Source organism: Microbulbifer sp. ABM4_008 (assembly GCF_056311705.1).
Genome location: NZ_CM149970.1, coordinates 4,137,286 through 4,152,624, shown reverse-complemented (window position 1 = coordinate 4,152,624; position 15,339 = coordinate 4,137,286). Strand labels below are relative to the sequence as shown.

Annotated in this window: 12 protein-coding genes and 2 tRNA genes; 10 read left to right on the top strand and 4 right to left on the bottom strand. The window is 47.4% G+C overall.

All coding sequences use genetic code 11. From position 1 onward, the window contains the following. Positions 1–12 precede the first annotated feature (12 nt). The 6 genes from ACYX4J_RS18010 to ACYX4J_RS17985 all read left to right on the top strand — a co-directional run bounded on the left by ACYX4J_RS18010 (position 13) and on the right by ACYX4J_RS17985 (position 3,227). A complete protein-coding gene (locus ACYX4J_RS18010) occupies positions 13–501 on the top strand; it encodes an OmpA family protein (protein WP_413664415.1) in 489 nt (162 codons plus the stop codon). An 18-nt stretch (positions 502–519) separates the two neighbouring features. Continuing rightward, positions 520–1,359 (top strand): tol-pal system protein YbgF, encoded by an 840-nt coding sequence (gene ybgF / locus ACYX4J_RS18005; protein WP_413664416.1) that lies wholly within the window; start codon positions 520–522, stop codon positions 1,357–1,359. A 106-nt stretch (positions 1,360–1,465) separates the two neighbouring features. Next, positions 1,466–2,125, top strand: a complete 660-nt coding sequence (queE, locus tag ACYX4J_RS18000) for a 7-carboxy-7-deazaguanine synthase QueE (RefSeq protein ID WP_108731832.1) — start codon at positions 1,466–1,468, stop codon at positions 2,123–2,125. Positions 2,126–2,160: 35 nt separating this feature from the next. Beyond that, a complete protein-coding gene (gene queC / locus ACYX4J_RS17995; RefSeq protein ID WP_282934224.1) occupies positions 2,161–2,838 on the top strand; it encodes a 7-cyano-7-deazaguanine synthase QueC in 678 nt (225 codons plus the stop codon). Between the two features lie 132 nt (positions 2,839–2,970). Further along, positions 2,971–3,046: transfer RNA gene (locus tag ACYX4J_RS17990), tRNA-Lys, on the top strand. 105 nt (positions 3,047–3,151) lie between these two features. Beyond that, positions 3,152–3,227: transfer RNA gene (locus ACYX4J_RS17985), tRNA-Lys, on the top strand. A 588-nt stretch (positions 3,228–3,815) separates the two neighbouring features. On the opposite strand, the gene ACYX4J_RS17980 is transcribed toward ACYX4J_RS17985, so the two are convergent. The 3 genes from ACYX4J_RS17980 to ACYX4J_RS17970 all read right to left on the bottom strand — a co-directional run bounded on the left by ACYX4J_RS17980 (position 3,816) and on the right by ACYX4J_RS17970 (position 8,286). Then, entirely contained in the window at positions 3,816–5,387 is a 1,572-nt protein-coding gene (locus ACYX4J_RS17980; protein WP_476177242.1) for a PepSY domain-containing protein, read from the bottom strand. A 40-nt stretch (positions 5,388–5,427) separates the two neighbouring features. Further along, positions 5,428–7,542 (bottom strand): TonB-dependent receptor family protein, encoded by a 2,115-nt coding sequence (locus tag ACYX4J_RS17975; RefSeq protein WP_476177241.1) that lies wholly within the window; start codon positions 7,540–7,542, stop codon positions 5,428–5,430. Positions 7,543–7,746: 204 nt separating this feature from the next. Beyond that, positions 7,747–8,286, bottom strand: coding sequence for a hypothetical protein (locus ACYX4J_RS17970; RefSeq protein ID WP_476177240.1), 540 nt, complete (start codon positions 8,284–8,286; stop codon positions 7,747–7,749). Positions 8,287–9,112: 826 nt separating this feature from the next. On the opposite strand from ACYX4J_RS17970, the gene ACYX4J_RS17965 reads away from it, so the two are divergent. From ACYX4J_RS17965 to ACYX4J_RS17955, 3 genes are all read left to right on the top strand, one after another. After that, positions 9,113–10,108 carry a hypothetical protein gene (locus ACYX4J_RS17965; protein ID WP_476177239.1) on the top strand — a complete coding sequence of 332 codons (996 nt, stop codon included), beginning with the start codon at positions 9,113–9,115 and terminating at the stop codon, positions 10,106–10,108. A 463-nt stretch (positions 10,109–10,571) separates the two neighbouring features. Continuing rightward, on the top strand, positions 10,572–11,765 hold the full coding sequence (locus ACYX4J_RS17960) for a hypothetical protein (RefSeq protein ID WP_476177238.1): 1,194 nt from the start codon (positions 10,572–10,574) through the stop codon (positions 11,763–11,765). Positions 11,766–12,035: 270 nt separating this feature from the next. Then, the gene (locus ACYX4J_RS17955; RefSeq protein ID WP_444934902.1) at positions 12,036–12,875 is read left to right on the top strand and encodes a hypothetical protein; all 840 of its coding nucleotides are present in this window, start codon (positions 12,036–12,038) and stop codon (positions 12,873–12,875) included. An 85-nt stretch (positions 12,876–12,960) separates the two neighbouring features. Here the strand turns inward: ACYX4J_RS17955 and ACYX4J_RS17950 are convergent, their stop codons facing one another. Further along, a complete protein-coding gene (locus ACYX4J_RS17950; RefSeq protein WP_476177237.1) occupies positions 12,961–14,058 on the bottom strand; it encodes an NAD(P)/FAD-dependent oxidoreductase in 1,098 nt (365 codons plus the stop codon). Between the two features lie 162 nt (positions 14,059–14,220). On the opposite strand from ACYX4J_RS17950, the gene nadA reads away from it, so the two are divergent. Then, positions 14,221–15,273, top strand: a complete 1,053-nt coding sequence (gene nadA, locus ACYX4J_RS17945) for a quinolinate synthase NadA (RefSeq protein WP_444895159.1) — start codon at positions 14,221–14,223, stop codon at positions 15,271–15,273. The last annotated feature ends 66 nt before the right edge of the window (positions 15,274–15,339 follow it).

The following is a 15,339-nucleotide window of genomic DNA, read 5'->3' as shown; positions in this document are numbered from 1 at the left end:
GCGGAGTAGCTTATGTTGAAATCAGTAAAAACAGGCCTTGGGTTAGCCTGTGTATTGGCAGTTATGGCTGGTTGTAGCAGCAATGATACCAAGACTGGCGGGGAAACCATTGTTGATGAAACCGCAAATAATACCGCGGTTGAAACCACCGATTTTGATACCCCGAAAGAGCCTGTAGCACCTCTGGAAAACGTAGTTTACTTCGATTTCGACCAGTCCCTGCTGAAGCCCGAAACCCGTGAACTGCTGATCCGTCACGCTGACCGTATGCGCGCTGCCACCGGTTCTGTTCGCCTGGAAGGCCACGCTGACGAACTGGGTACTCGCGAGTACAACCTGGCTCTGGGTGAGCGTCGTGCCAATGCCGTTCGCGACTTTTTGGTACTGCAAGGCGTAGACGCAGCTAACCTGGAAGTAATCAGCTACGGTGAAGAGCGTCCGGCTCAAATGGGTTCTAACGAATCTGCCCGTGCGATGAACCGTCGCGTTGTTATTAACTAATCGTAAAAATGGATGCCAATGGCTTTAACGATTAGAAAACTAGCGATCGCCGCAGCAGTAATGACTGCGGCATCGCCGGTATTTTCCCAGGCCCCGATTGTAGACCTGTCTTCTAAGAGCCAGGACCAGTCGACCATTACTTATACCGATGAAGTGGAAAGCAGTGCTCCGACACAGCTCGCCCGCGCCGGTATGTCACCACCCCGAGCCCAGGGCAACCCCCAGGCCGAAGCCTACTATCAAATGCAGGTTTTGCAGCAGGAAGTGCGGGAGTTGCGTGGCACAGTTGAAGAGTTGCGCCATGAGATCAAGCGTCTCAAACAGCAGCGCACCGAAGATTATATGGATCTGGACCGGCGTATTGCGCGCCTGAGTGGTACAGAGCCAGCGGCTCAGCCGCCGTCTACCGCTGAAGGCGGTGCTTCGTCCATGCAAGGGCAGGGGGGCTCAGCAATGCCGCCTAAACCCCAGGGCCCGAAAGACGGCAAGAGCGAGCGCGACCGCTACCAGGCCAGCTTTGGCTTGGCCCGCAATGGCGATTACGGCGGCGCCAGTGAAGAGTTCAAAAGCCTGTTGCAGGACTTCCCCAATGGTCAGTACGCCCCGAATGCGAATTACTGGCTAGGTGAGATTGCACTGGTTCAAGGCAACCTGGAAGAGGCTCGGGAGTGGTTCGTAGCCCTCCTCGACGGTTACCCGAATTCCAGTAAAGTCTGGGATGGCCGCTACAAGCTGGGTACTGTTTATCACCAGCTGGGCGACCAGCAAAAAGCCCGCAACCTGCTGGAGCAGGTGGCAGCCAGTGATGCCAGAGCATCGAACCTGGCGAAGAAGTATCTGCAGGAGAACTTCCAGTAGCCTTCAGCCGCTACTGACTGCCATCGCTGGTTTTTTGAGCAGAAAAAGCCTATGATCCCGCGCCCGGGTGGCATGTGCCACTCGGGCGTTTTTGTGTTGGGTGTGTATGACCGATCTTTCCAAAGAATCACTCAGAATCAGTGAAATTTTCTACTCCCTCCAAGGAGAGGCGCGAGAAAGTGGCCTTCCTACGGTGTTTGTACGCCTGACGGGCTGCCCGTTACGCTGTACCTATTGCGACTCCGAGTACGCCTTTTACGGTGGCGAGCGCATGACGCTGGAGCAGATTTTGCAGCAGGTGCAAAGCCATCCCGCTCGCCATGTGTGCGTTACCGGTGGTGAGCCCCTCGCCCAGCCCAATTGTTTTCCCCTGATGAAGGCGCTTTGCGATGCGGGCTATGCGGTGTCCCTCGAGACCAGTGGCGCTATGCCTGTGGATAAAGTGGATGAGCGGGTATCGAGAGTGGTCGACCTGAAAACGCCGGCCTCTGGGGAGCAGCACCGCAATCGTATGGAGAATATGCAAGTACTCACTCGCCAGGACCAGATCAAGTTTGTGATCTGTGATCGCGGGGATTACGACTGGGCTCGATTTACCCTGGATCAGTACCGCATACCTGAGCGGGTTGGGGAGGTACTTTTCTCCCCCAGTTACGAGCAGCTGCAGCCGCGCCAGCTAGCTGAATGGATACTGGAAGATGGGTTACCGGTGCGTATGCAGATGCAAATGCACAAGCTGTTGTGGGGCGACATCCCAGGGGTTTAAAGCGCCGCTGTGCCACATCAAGAAAAGAGGAAAAAATGACAGCAAAGAAAGCAGTAATCTTGCTATCCGGTGGCCTGGACTCAGCCACCGTACTGGCCATGGCTCGGGCTGAGGGCTACGAGTGCTACGCCCTGGGCTTTGATTATGGCCAGCGTCACGAGGCAGAACTATTGGCTGCGCAGAAGGTGGCGAAGGACTTGGGGGCCGTTGAGCACAAGGTGGTTAAGCTCGACCTGCGCTCAATCGGCGGATCGGCGCTGACCGATGACTCTATCGAAGTACCCGAAGAGGAAACCTCCGGTATTCCGGTGACCTATGTGCCGGCGCGAAACACGGTGTTCCTGTCTATTGCCCTGGGCTGGGCAGAGGTGCTGGGCGCCCAGGATATTTTCGTGGGTGTGAACGCCGTGGACTACTCCGGCTATCCGGATTGCCGCCCGGAATATATTGAGGCCTACGAGAAGATGGCCAATCTGGCTACCAGGGCCGGTGTCGAGGGCAACAAGCTGTCTATACGTGCGCCGCTGATGGACATGAGCAAGGCGGATATTGTTACTGAAGGGACCCGCTTAGGGGTGGACTACAGTTTAACTGTGTCCTGCTACCAAGCCTTGCCAGATGGCGCTGCCTGCCGTCGCTGCGACAGTTGCCGCCTGAGGGCTGCTGGCTTCACAGAGGCCGGCCTGGAGGACCCCACGGTCTACGCACCTTAATTGGCCGTTGGCGCCAATTTTTTGAACAAATACCTAACTCCTTAAATTTGTTAGATTTTTTTTCGAGTTAGGTATTGTCTTTTCGAAATAGATCCGTAAGATACGCAGCTCCTCACAACGAGGCATCGAAAAGGGTCGTTAGCTCAGTCGGTAGAGCAGTTGGCTTTTAACCAATTGGTCGCTGGTTCGAATCCAGCACGACCCACCATTTTCGACAGGGATGCCCAAGGCAACCCACCCAGTTTTTACACTTCTGCGCGAAGGTGAAAACAACCCAAGTTGGACCATTACCAAGTTAGTCCAACCATCCTGGGGGTCGTTAGCTCAGTTGGTAGAGCAGTTGGCTTTTAACCAATTGGTCGCTGGTTCGAATCCAGCACGACCCACCACTTCTCCTTTTTTCCCACTATCAATTAACCAGTTTCTCTGTATTACCATCGTACACGTGGGCTAGTTTCAGACTTTCTATTACCGTGCTTATTTGCTGTGTTAATCAGCTCCTTTCGTTTTCGATTCTGAATGGTGGATATTACATGTATGGTGATCTATCAGAGTTTTCCGCATCGTAAAGGCTCGCCGACTGTGCAGATGTGCTCGCCAGGGTGTGCTTTAAGTTGTGTGTGCTTAACCCTGGACTCAATAGCCGCTATTTACTTTAGAGGGCCTTATGTTGGTCTTGGCGGCGGCTTTTGCCGAGTTAGAGAGTCTCGCCAGATCGGCAATGAACACGATTTAGTGCTCGTTGGTGTCAAGGTTGCATGTGGAAAATAAGCTGTTGTAGAAACTTTTAGCTAAGATAAAAGTCAGTTCGAGACAGTAAAAACATCTTTATCGATAATTGTGGTTAACACTTGAGCTTAAAAGGGGGCGTGTATAGCCTTTAGGTTATTCTGCCCTATAAGTCTCTCAGTCAAGGGTAGATCCTGGGCGCAGGGGCTGCTCTTGACCGAGAGTTTTGCCTGATAAAAAGGCTAGTTCTAATTCGAGGCTTTAATGTAGCCAGACGCTTCCTGAGGGGGTAGGCTGGAACCAACCCTCCTAGCTCTTGGCTTTCTGCGTGCTAAATAAATAGCCAATCCAAAGCAGGACATTGCAACTAAGGCGAGTAATGTAATTACAATCAATATGTCACGCTTTTCAGCTCCTATTAATGGACGTAAAAAATTCCACTTGTGAAGCAGTGAGAATGAAAGTGATTCCAACCGGTCAATCTTTCGATTTTGGTCAACTAAAATACCTGTTACTGGGTCAACAAAATACCTGCTATTGGCTGGGTCATTCAAGTCGACCTGCCAAACCGGTAACCGTTTATTGCGGAAGTCATAGTTTGGCCCAAAGTGTGTGACCAGCTTGATTTCATCAATTTTAATATTGTCGATTGTATTGCCATTAGACTGGATGAACTGTAGAGCTAGTTCTTTGGCCAAGTCCTGATCCTTAATCGACTCTTTCTCCCCCGTTTGAGCGTTGATTAAAGCTGATGATCTTTCCAGAGGCAGTCCGCCAAAGCGTGCTTTACGCTGTTGGTAATTGGACATTGACTCTTCAATCGGAACGCTAATTCCAAGTCGATAAAGTGGTTTTTTATCGATGGACTGATTGAGCGAAATAGCATTTAAATGCGCTTTCTTAGGAATGCTACTCCCTATGCTATGCCGCCACTGAGCCATCTCGCTTTCCGCAACTGCAAAGCTTTCCAGTTGCACAGGTTCAAGCAGTCGCAAGCCTGAAATGGGTTGTATGTATTCTGCCTGTAATAAATGATAAAACCCGCTTGCTGACCAGCCAAGTAATGGCAGCCAAAGTAGGTAGCCGAGGCGGCGATGCCAGCGTCGATTAGACTTGGGAATTTTGCGGCTGGGGAGTGCAAAAATCAGATAGAGTCCCGTTGAAGCTATCACTACAAGCGTCAACATAAATAGTGCAACAGTGAGCACACGCCCATGGCCGGTAGTATCTAGCCAGCTCCAGGTATGTAGCGCTCTGAAAAACAGTTGCGTTTTGGCTTTAAAACTATTGTTTAAAGCAGCTAAGGCACCTGTTTCGGTGTAGATAAAAGCTTTGAGTAAATTATCGTCGGCGGCAATGGTCACCTCATAAACTGGCAGCAGGCGATTAACTCGCGGGTAATCAGCGCTAAAGCTCTCCTTGAATTTAACATCAATAATATTTTCTTGTGGTAAGTCCAAGTAATGAGAGGTGAGCCACTTTGCATGTGCTATATCATGATCAAACAACTCACTTCCAGTTTCAAGGTTGAAATAACGCCTTGGACTGTTATCAGCTTCTGTAATCTGCAGTAGATTACCCTCACTTGAAGGAACAACTTTAGCGATAGCCACCCTTTCAATAGGCAGCTTGTCAACAATTTTTTCAAGTTTATATAAGGTCTCTGCATTGGCTTGAAACGTGGGTGGCATTGTATTTTTGGCTTGCGGACCAAACCAAGCCATTATTGGATGGAATATTCCAGACAAAGACCAAGTTACAACGCCAAAAAAAGCTATCCAGGTTAGGAATCTGTGCCATCTAATGAATTGCAGTTTCATCAAGCTACCTCGCTTATGTATTTCCTACTGTGAGGGGCTATTAAAAGTTAGTGCTGACACCAACATAGAAGGCGCGACCTTGACCTGGAGTAAAAACTGAATTACTGGAAGCCATACTAAGATCTGATACTGTTGACACATTTGAGATATATTTTTCGTCGGTTAGGTTTTCCGCAGATGCAAATAAGTCGATCGCTTCGTTTATCGAGATACCGGCAATAATGCCAATTAATTCATATCCCGCAGTTCTTTCAGTGTTGGCGTAGTCAACGTAGGCTCCGTTGGCAATATGTCGCAAGTTAATGCCTGCATACCACCTGCCATTGCTCGAGTATTTCAATTCGCTGGCGTAGATTGATTGAGGTATTCCAGGTAACTTGTTATCCCCTCTATCCGGATCATTATCAAAGCAAAAGTCGTTATAGTTATAGATGTTCCGCCAGAGAATATTCTTATTTATTTGTATATCGAGACCAAGCTCGACACCTTTGTGTAGTGTGTTACCTCTTGCGTTTTCTGTACTTGTTGTTTCGCCGCTAAACCCGGACTGCCCAACGTCTACAAATTCGTTGCTAATTTCACTGTGATAAATAGATGCGTCCCAGCTTACAATACCTTTCTGCCCGCGAGAGCCAACCTCAAAAGTCAATGACTCTTGTGCATCAAGAATTGTAAATGGATCCGCTCCGCCCGAAGTTAGATCAGTTATTCCTGGTGGCTCATAACCTTCACTCACATTAGCGTATAGCTGATTTTCATCTTGTAGGGTATAAATAACACCAAGACGCCCATTGAATTTTTCGAAGCTCAACTTTCCGGTGTCATCTTCCGGTCCACCCGTATCCTGAGCGGGGTCAGAGTTAAAGATATTTTTGTTTTCTCTGACGCTACTAATATATTGAGCTCCTGCGATTAGGTTAAGTGACTCGCTTAGGGAAAAGTCTAGCTGTCCATAGATGACAGTATTCGTCGCATTCCGATCATCTTTACTTGATAAATCCCCCTTCTCGGCAGTTGGTGTTGGGCTAAAAGGGCCCTCAGAGTACGCAAACAGTTCTGACTCATTGTTACTTTCAGCATGGGTTATACCTATAACCCAGGAAATATCAGTGATATCCAGTTGGAAATCACCAGTAATATCAGTAGATATACCAAACTCCATTCCGCTTTGCTCAATGATGCCGGCATATGGTGTTATAGCGTGATCCAAATATCTTGTTGCTAGCCAAGCCCCGGCTTCAATAGTGAGCGAATCCAGTGCAAAAACTGTTCGATTTGATAAGCGAAATACATCAAGGTTTCGATCCATGTCGCGTTCAATATTTGATTCTGGCGACATGTCAGGATTGCTTAGTGCTTGGTCGTGTGTCAAAGAGCCAGCCAGCTCAAAATTGTCTTGCAATGCGGTTAGGAAAAAGCGAGTTTCTAAGTTGTCACTAAATTTGTAGCCAACATTACCAAAGCTATAAATACTGTCGACTTCGGAATGTTCTCTAAATCCACTACTATTTAGTTTGGTTACCGCACCATAATAATCAAAAGCGTCATTTCTTCCTTTAGTGTTAATACTGGTTCGGTATGTATCGAATGATCCGCCTTCCAACCTTATATTACTACCAGTTTTTGACGTAGCTCCCGTCGGTGTTACCACATTGATTGCACCTCCCAGTGAAGCTGCACCATAGCGAAGGCCGTTTGATCCTTTATAGATCTCGATATAGTCAATAGATAGTGGGTCTATTTCTTGATACTCGGTGCTGCCACTGGCACGTGAAATCGGTACTCCATCACGCAATACAGTAATTCCTCGGCGCTCATAAGTAGCATTCGCAGCGGATCCCCGAATAGAAATTCGGTTATCACGCTGTGCTGAAGTGTCTGCGAAGACACCGGGTGTGAACTTCAGCGCGTCACCAATACTCTGCGTAAACTCAACTAAATAGTCTTCGGCACGAACCAAGTCAACTCCCCCTGGAACACGCTGAAGGTTATGAATTGCTTCACTTGCAGAGTGTGCAGATAGTGAATTGTCGATATCAGCTGTAACTACAATCTCCTCAATTGACTGGGAATGATGATCTTGGCCTTTAGCATGAGGCGCGCTACTGATAGCAATAAGTGTTAAGGAGATGAGCAGCTTTCGAGTAATTTTCATGTATAGGTATCCTGTCGGTACGCTATATAGCGTGCCGAAAAAATAATTTAGATGCTGTAACGCAGACGATATAGCGGCAGGCACAGGTGCTCTGATACTAGATTGGTAGTATCTACGAGCATGCTGGTTTGCTTATATCAAATGCCTTACTGGCTCCATCAGTGGGACAGGCGTAAACGAGCCCAAAAAATGAAGAGCAAAGACTTAAATTGTGAACAAAGAGGCTGAGAAGGGAGGAGCGCGCTGCTGCTGTTTACGATGTAGGCTGGCGATTACTTCCTCAGCCAAGTGTCGCTGCTGGGTATAGCGTGTTTTTGACAGGCTAGATAGATAAGGGATAGATAAAAATGTTACTTCGGAATTTGGTTTTGCAATACCAAACTTGCAGTCCGACTGCCAATTACCTTCGGTATGGTGATCATGATCTGTACTTTCAGCAACTTTATCGGCTGACATGCTCGCCATCTCATGGTGTATATGTTGATGATGGGAGTGGTGATTTTGCTCGCTCTTTGTACCGCTGTTTAATGGCGTTTGATTATGCCCCTGATGAATAATCGCCATTACTTCTGGTGAGACGCCACTAGGACAGAGTTTGATAACTGTACCATCAGTAGCGATCGAGGCTGGCATGTACCCAGTGGGAATCAATGCTTGTACCAAAAATAAAAACAACGCTATACGAGGCAGCAGGTTTCGTGCGCCTCGTGATTGTTTGGTTTTGGTAAAGTAGCAGATTGACAAAGCTGGTACTTGCGAAGTGACAATTTGAGGCGCATTCTGCTCTACTTATTGAGAGTTATCAAGGGCTGGGAGTTGCTTTATATGGTAAAAATACCATTGCCGCTGGCAACCTCGATCTTTAGTAAAAAAAATCTGCTGATAGGTTTGGCGTGATTCTGCTGGATGATTTTTGGTGACTGGTTATCCAATTCCACATTTGTATATTGCTTGTGGCAGATGAAATATTTTCTTACTGATTGATATTGGAGGAGTCGAGTTTTAGTGGCAGTAAATAGAGGCATGTCGAACCTGTTCTGGATAGAGTGGTGAATCGTTATGCAAAGTTATGGTTGGTTTAGTGAGATATCTCCAAAACAAGGCTAGTATAAGCTTTATATCTCGACTTTTAATCGGTTGCTCAAGGTATGAAGCCAAGTGCGACCAAAAATTCCTTTCTTATAGTTCTCAATGTTTGGTTTTCTTGGTTCTTCCCAGAATGCACTAAACCTGTTACTTCTATTCTTTGTAAAACTTTCTACCTAGTTATTGGGTACTTTATTCCCATAGATGGCTTAGATTATATTGGTAACAATGAATAAGCCATTGACTCGTGTTCTGGCGCATTGGTAGGAATTTGAAGCCAGTTAATGCTATGAATCTAGTTTCAGAGAAATAAGGATGCAGTCTTTGGCGTTGCTACCTCCTCAAGCATTTCGTGCCACCAATCATGGTGGATACTGCTTGCCTTGATGTTGCGGATTTGGTTTCTAAATAGTGCGGTTCGATCTGTGTAGGTAAAGGAGTTGGTTTTTGTAAGAGATTTTTCTACTAGGTAAGGGTTGCCGAAATGAAAACTGTAACCCCCATAGCTGCCGCCATCTGTTTGGTGGCAGTTAGTCACTCCTCTTTTGCGAATAATAATTCCTCCATTGTTGAACAAAATGGTATTGGAAATAGTGCTATGTCTGATCAATCCGATAGCACGGTTAATTTTAGCCAGGTAATACAGTCCCAGACTGGTGATGGTAATCAGGCCGTCGCTGACCAATACACGGATGCAACGGTAACGACGATAGCTCAAACCCAAATAGGAGATGGGAATATCGCTACGTCGGAGCAGTTCAACAATATTACCAATGTGCAACTTGAACTGCTCCAGTCAGGTAATGCCAATACGGCAATGACTCGCCAAGGGAGCAATGTGACAGATAGTAGTATGACTGTACAACAGGTTGGGAATATGAATCTGGTCGATAATAATTTCCAGGGGCTTGGGGGTACTACGGCAAGTACCATGACGATAAATCAGCAAGGAGACATGAACACGGTCGGGCCCAGTTTTGCATTGCAACAGCAGGCAGTGAACTCTACTTTGGTTGCTACTCAAATAGGGCAGATGAACCAAATGGACGTCAATCAAAACTTTGTTATTAGCGATAGTACAATGATTGGCATTCAAGATGGCGTTGGCAATGTTGCGGCCTTGGATCAGATAGGTTCAGTAAGTTTTCTTCTGATGGAGCTATTGCAAATGGGTAATGACAATATGGCACTCCTGGAGCAGGAGTTTACGGTTGAGAATTCAACTATGATTGTCGACCAATTTGGTGATATGAATATGTCTACGCTGGATCAAGGAAATGCCTTCTTCACCAGCGCTACAGTATTGCAGACCGGCGACTCCAATGATGTAAATATTGATCAGGACAATATCACTATGGGTGTGGCCTCAATATCCCAAACGGGTACATCGAATGTGCATGTTACCTCTCAAGCGGGTACCGCCGAGACAGCAATAGCAACACAGTCTGGGGTAAGTAATACCGGCACAATTTTACAGTAGCAGTCAGTTCTTTGATTTCTGTGCTGCTAGGTTCTGATCTGTGTGGCACAGAAATTTAATCCCAAACTTTGTTCCTAGTTTTTCCCCACTTCCTTCTTATAGCTGTATCGCCGCTTATCGTTAACTCTTACCCAGTAGTTGGTCGGCCCATGATCAGCGATTTGAGAATAGTTTCTAAATATTCAGTCGTTCATTATCGCAAGTGACCTTGTGCCAGTGCATGTCAATTCCTCTTGGGATTTGTTGTTCGCATAATTGCCTGTGTCAATTTTATTGCCTCAGCGCTCGGGTTTGGCGAGCTTTAACACTTCTTTGGTGGATACTGCTGTTTGGAGTAGGGATGGCGCTAAATTGGATTTTGCGCATGCCTTACGCCGGCATGCCTATTGGTATCGATGTTGTTGATGAGGCCCTCTAAGTTGAGTCCCAAGAAAAGCTTGAATAGTTAATGAAGGATTGAATTATGAGGAAGTTGAAGCCTGTAGCTCTAGTTATATTGGCCGCAGTGAGTGGAAGTGCGATGGCCAGTAATAATACGACGTTAATAGATCAGCAGGGAGTGGGTAATACAGCGAATGCCAATCAGGTTGACCCTACGGCTATAGGGAACCTGATAGATGTCACCCAAATTGGCGATGCAAACTCTTCGTTATCGACCCAGGCGAGCGATGCCGTAAGTAATACCATGACCCACTACCAAGAAGGTGATGGCAATATGGCTGAGTCTTTCCAGCAGTTTATGACTGAGTCCAGTTCGTTGGAAATTAACCAGATTGGGAATAATAACGATACGACAGCGGAGCAACTTGAGTCACTTGGTTCTACTCAGGAGCTAAATCAAGCTGGGGAAATGAACTTTATGACCATCACCCAGACTGATACTGAAGCATCCAGTATCGCGGTGACTCAAACTGGGGATATGAATGATGCGATCATAATGGGGCAGGTCTTTGATATTTTGGGAAGTGGCATCATCCTAAATCAAATTGGCGATGACAATATGGCCCAGATTTCCCAGCAGAGTGTTGTTGAATTTAGCTCTGTGTCAGCAGATCAGCTTGGCAACCAGAATAACTTTGATAGTGAGCAATTAATGGGGGTTTTTAACTCTACCGTTACTGCTATTCAGTCAGGCGATATGAATGACATCGAGTCCGATCAGGAAAATGGAGTTACTTCAAGTACGGTCCTTATTGCCCAAACCGGTACCAGCAACTTTGGTGGGGCACTACAGCAGAATGGTGTTGCCAATAGTACTGTAAGTGTGACTCAAGTAGGGGATGGAAACTTTGGTGGCGGCGTTCAGGATACTGGTATAGATGCCAGTGTTGGTATAGTGAGCCAATCTGGTACTGCGAATATGGGCGTTACCCAGCAAGCTGGGGGAACTTCTTTTGCCTCTGCAACTGTTACTCAGTTAGGGTCAATGAATGATGCGACGTTGGGGCAAATCACTGCCACCTCAGTTACGGGCTCCATATTTCAAAATGGCACCAGTAATATTGCCGGTGTTCTCCAACAGGGAAATATGCTCAGTGTGGCGACAACTACTCAAATCGGTGATTTGAATCAACATACAACATCGCAAATGCTAGATTCACAAACTGCAATCGCAACGCAAAATGGTACTTCCAATATTGGATTTATTTTTCAATAGATTTCATTGGGGCTTTGCGATATCAGTATGAATACCGGCAGTTGTCGTGTATCTGCAAAGTCCCAGTTTTTCTTTTGTGTTTTATTCAGTCCTATATTTGAGATATGAGCGATTTTTTAGGGAGTTGCATGTTCTCTTCCTATTGACTCTCTCCTGTCTGGTTTGGCTTTTAACTCTAATTTAAATTGGCTTAGATTATTTTCTGGGATGCTTTGCTACGCCTGGACTTTAAACAGAAGGGGTGGAATTTATGTACAAGGGATTAGTTAAATGAGAATTTGGACTTCAGTTACTGCAATAGCTGCGCTCACTTTCAGTGGCCATTCTATGGGCGGCAATAATACGACAGATATTGATCAGGACGGTGTTGGGCATCTGGCAACAGTGGACCAGTCTAATCCGACCAGTACCAATAATACCGTCTCGATAACTCAAACAGGGGATTCCCACCAGGCATCGGTTTTACAAGGTGCCCTTACAGATTTGAACACGGGCACGGTAGAGCAATCGGGTTTAATGAACGAAGCAATCCTGGAACAAATTGCAGAAGTCTCTGAGAGTACGGCTCTAATTATCCAGTCTGGCGATGGTAATTTGGGCTGGGTGGTCCAGGATGATTTTGTTGAAGCTGGTAGCGCCACTGTTATCCAGTCAGGTTCAAATAATGAGGGTATTGCAGCCCAGGTGGATGTGGGGGGAATACAGGGTACTGTAGCTGTTACCCAATCTGGGACCATGAACTTCGCACAGGCTATTCACGAAGATTTTGCGCTCAACAGTACTGGATTAATTAATCAACTAGGGAGCGAAAATAGTGCTGAGTTATTCCAGGGGGATCTCACTGAGTCAAGCTTTATCAGTGTTGATCAAGATGGGACTCTTAATGAGGCGTTAGTAGCGCAGGGATTTGCCCTATTTTCCTCTATTACCACCTTTCAGAGTGGTGATATGAATTATGCGGAGGTTTCTCAGTTGGGGTTAAGCACTGGGCTGGCCACTATTACTCAAGTGGGAAGCTCCAATGTTCATGTTACAAGTCAGACAAATGATGGACAGGTGGCTACGGCTGTTCAGATAGGGACGGGCAACCAGGGGAATATTGTTCAATAGTGGTGGACTTCTAGGGGGGGATTACTATCTCTACAAAATTGTGGCTGTACTGAAATATAAATTTTAGTCATTGTTAAGTAATAAGTTAGCCAATAATTTCTGAAACCACCTTTCCCAAATATAGTGAAGAAGTTAGACCTGGAGATTCAATACCAAAGAATGCTATTAGCTGCGCATTGTTGTTTAGCCTTTTATGAAAAACCTGAAAATCACCGGTGGAGGCGCCTTTGGGAACAATCTTTGGGCGAATACCGGCATAGCCAGGCTGTAACGTATTATTTTCTACTCCGGGCCAGTAGCGCTGGATACTGCGATAGAATTTATCCCGCTTGCCTGGATCTACTTGGTAGTTAATGACTTTAATCCACTCCACATCCGGGCCAAACCGCGCCCCTCCAGCCAAATCCAGGGTGAGGTGAATACCCAGACCGGCACTTTCAGGCAGAGGGTAAATTAAGTGTGAAAAAGGTACCTTACTTGACTGAGTAAAGTAACTGCCCTTAACAAAATACGTGGAGGGAATTTCTCGTTTTATAACTTCGCTATTTACTGTGCTCATCAGTGAGCTGGTGTGAAGGCCTGCGGCCAGGATGAGGTTGCGGGCTGTCAGTCTGTAGCCATCCTTCATCACCAGTTGGCAAGTGCCATTGGATATCTCAATGCGCGCAACTTTACTCGCAAGTATGACTTCGCCTCCCTTGGACTCTGTGGCGCCTTCAAGAGCCAGCATCAGGCTGTGGCTGTCGATAATGCCTGTCGTCGGTGAGTAGATGGCCCCTGTACACTGTAATGCTGGCTCCATAGATAGAGCGTCTTTAGTGTTCAGTAAGTGAAGTCCCCCGGCGTTGTTTGCATCCCCCTGGGCTTTGAGGGCTCGGAGTTGCGGCAACTGTGCTTTATCGGTGGCGACTACCAGTTTGCCGATCTGTTTATGGGGCACTGCGTATTCTTGGCAAAATTGGTACAGCATGGATTTACCCTTAACACAGGCTCGGGCTTTCAAGCTGTCTGTTGGATAGTAGAGGCCTGCATGAATAACCTCGCTACTGCGCGCGCTGGTTTCAGTTCCAATGGCACTGTGTTGTTCCAGTACCATCACTTTGTGGCTAGCGCGGCTCAACTGGTAGGCGCAGGCAAGCCCTAATACCCCAGCCCCGACTATCACGGTATCCAATATCTCCATAGCGGTCCTACTGCCGAAATGTGTACTATCTGAGGTGACGAGGTTTAATCCCTTTGGTCTATTTTGCCTGTAACGCCAGATTAAAATTGCTGTCGAAAGGGTGCGTGGTGGTGTCGTTTCATTGCGCTATAATGCGCGCTTTTCCGCGACTGGAAGTTAGTCATGACTCATAAGTCCATTGCCGCAGACAAGGTAGATTCTCGCTCTTTGGTGCAAGCGCACCTGGCGGAGCCGGTAATGTCTCAATATAGCGAAGAAGAGCTGCAAGAATGGCGCGAGCGCATCAAGCGCTTGTTGAAAGAACAGAATGCAGTATTGGTCGCACACTACTATACCGATCCTTTGATTCAGGCCCTCGCGGAGGAAACCGGCGGCTGCGTTTCTGACTCATTGGAAATGGCCCGTTTTGGCGCTCAGCACTCGGCGGACACTCTGGTAGTGGCCGGGGTAAAGTTTATGGGTGAGACCGCTAAGATCCTTACCCCTAACAAGAAAGTACTGATGCCGACCCTTGAGGCAACCTGCTCCCTGGATCTTGGCTGCCCCCCACAGGAGTTCTCTGACTTTTGCGATCAGCACCCGGACCGCACCGTGGTGGTTTACGCCAATACTTCTGCTGCGGTAAAAGCCAGGGCGGACTGGGTGGTGACCTCGAGTATTGCGCTGGATGTAGTGGATCACCTGGATGCCAATGGCGAAAAAATCCTTTGGGCACCTGACAAACACCTCGGCGGCTATGTCCAGCGGGAAACCGGCGCGGATGTACTGTTATGGGATGGTTCCTGTATTGTGCATGAAGAGTTTAAGGCCAAGGGGGTTGAGGACTTAAAGGCCCTCTATCCGGATGCTGTGGTTTTAGTGCATCCTGAATCTCCCGCCTCTGTGGTAGCCCTGGCCGATGTGGTGGGTTCTACCTCGCAGATTATTAATGCTGCCAAGACCCGCCCAGAGAAGCGCTTTATTGTGGCTACCGACCAGGGCATTTTTTACAAGATGCAGCAGGAGTGCCCAGACAAAGAGCTAATGGTAGCGCCTACCGCCGGCGCTGGAGCTACTTGCCGCAGCTGTGCTAATTGCCCCTGGATGGCGATGAACTCTCTGGAGAACCTCTGCGGTGTACTGGAGCGCGGGGATAATGAGATCTTTGTGGACCCGGAACTGGGGCGCAAGGCGATGATTCCGCTGCAGCGGATGTTGGATTTCCGCAAAGGTTAGCTCTCGAGGGAGTAGCGGTGAGTAAACAAAAAGAGCGGCCAGTGGCCGCTCTTTTTGTTGGGGGGA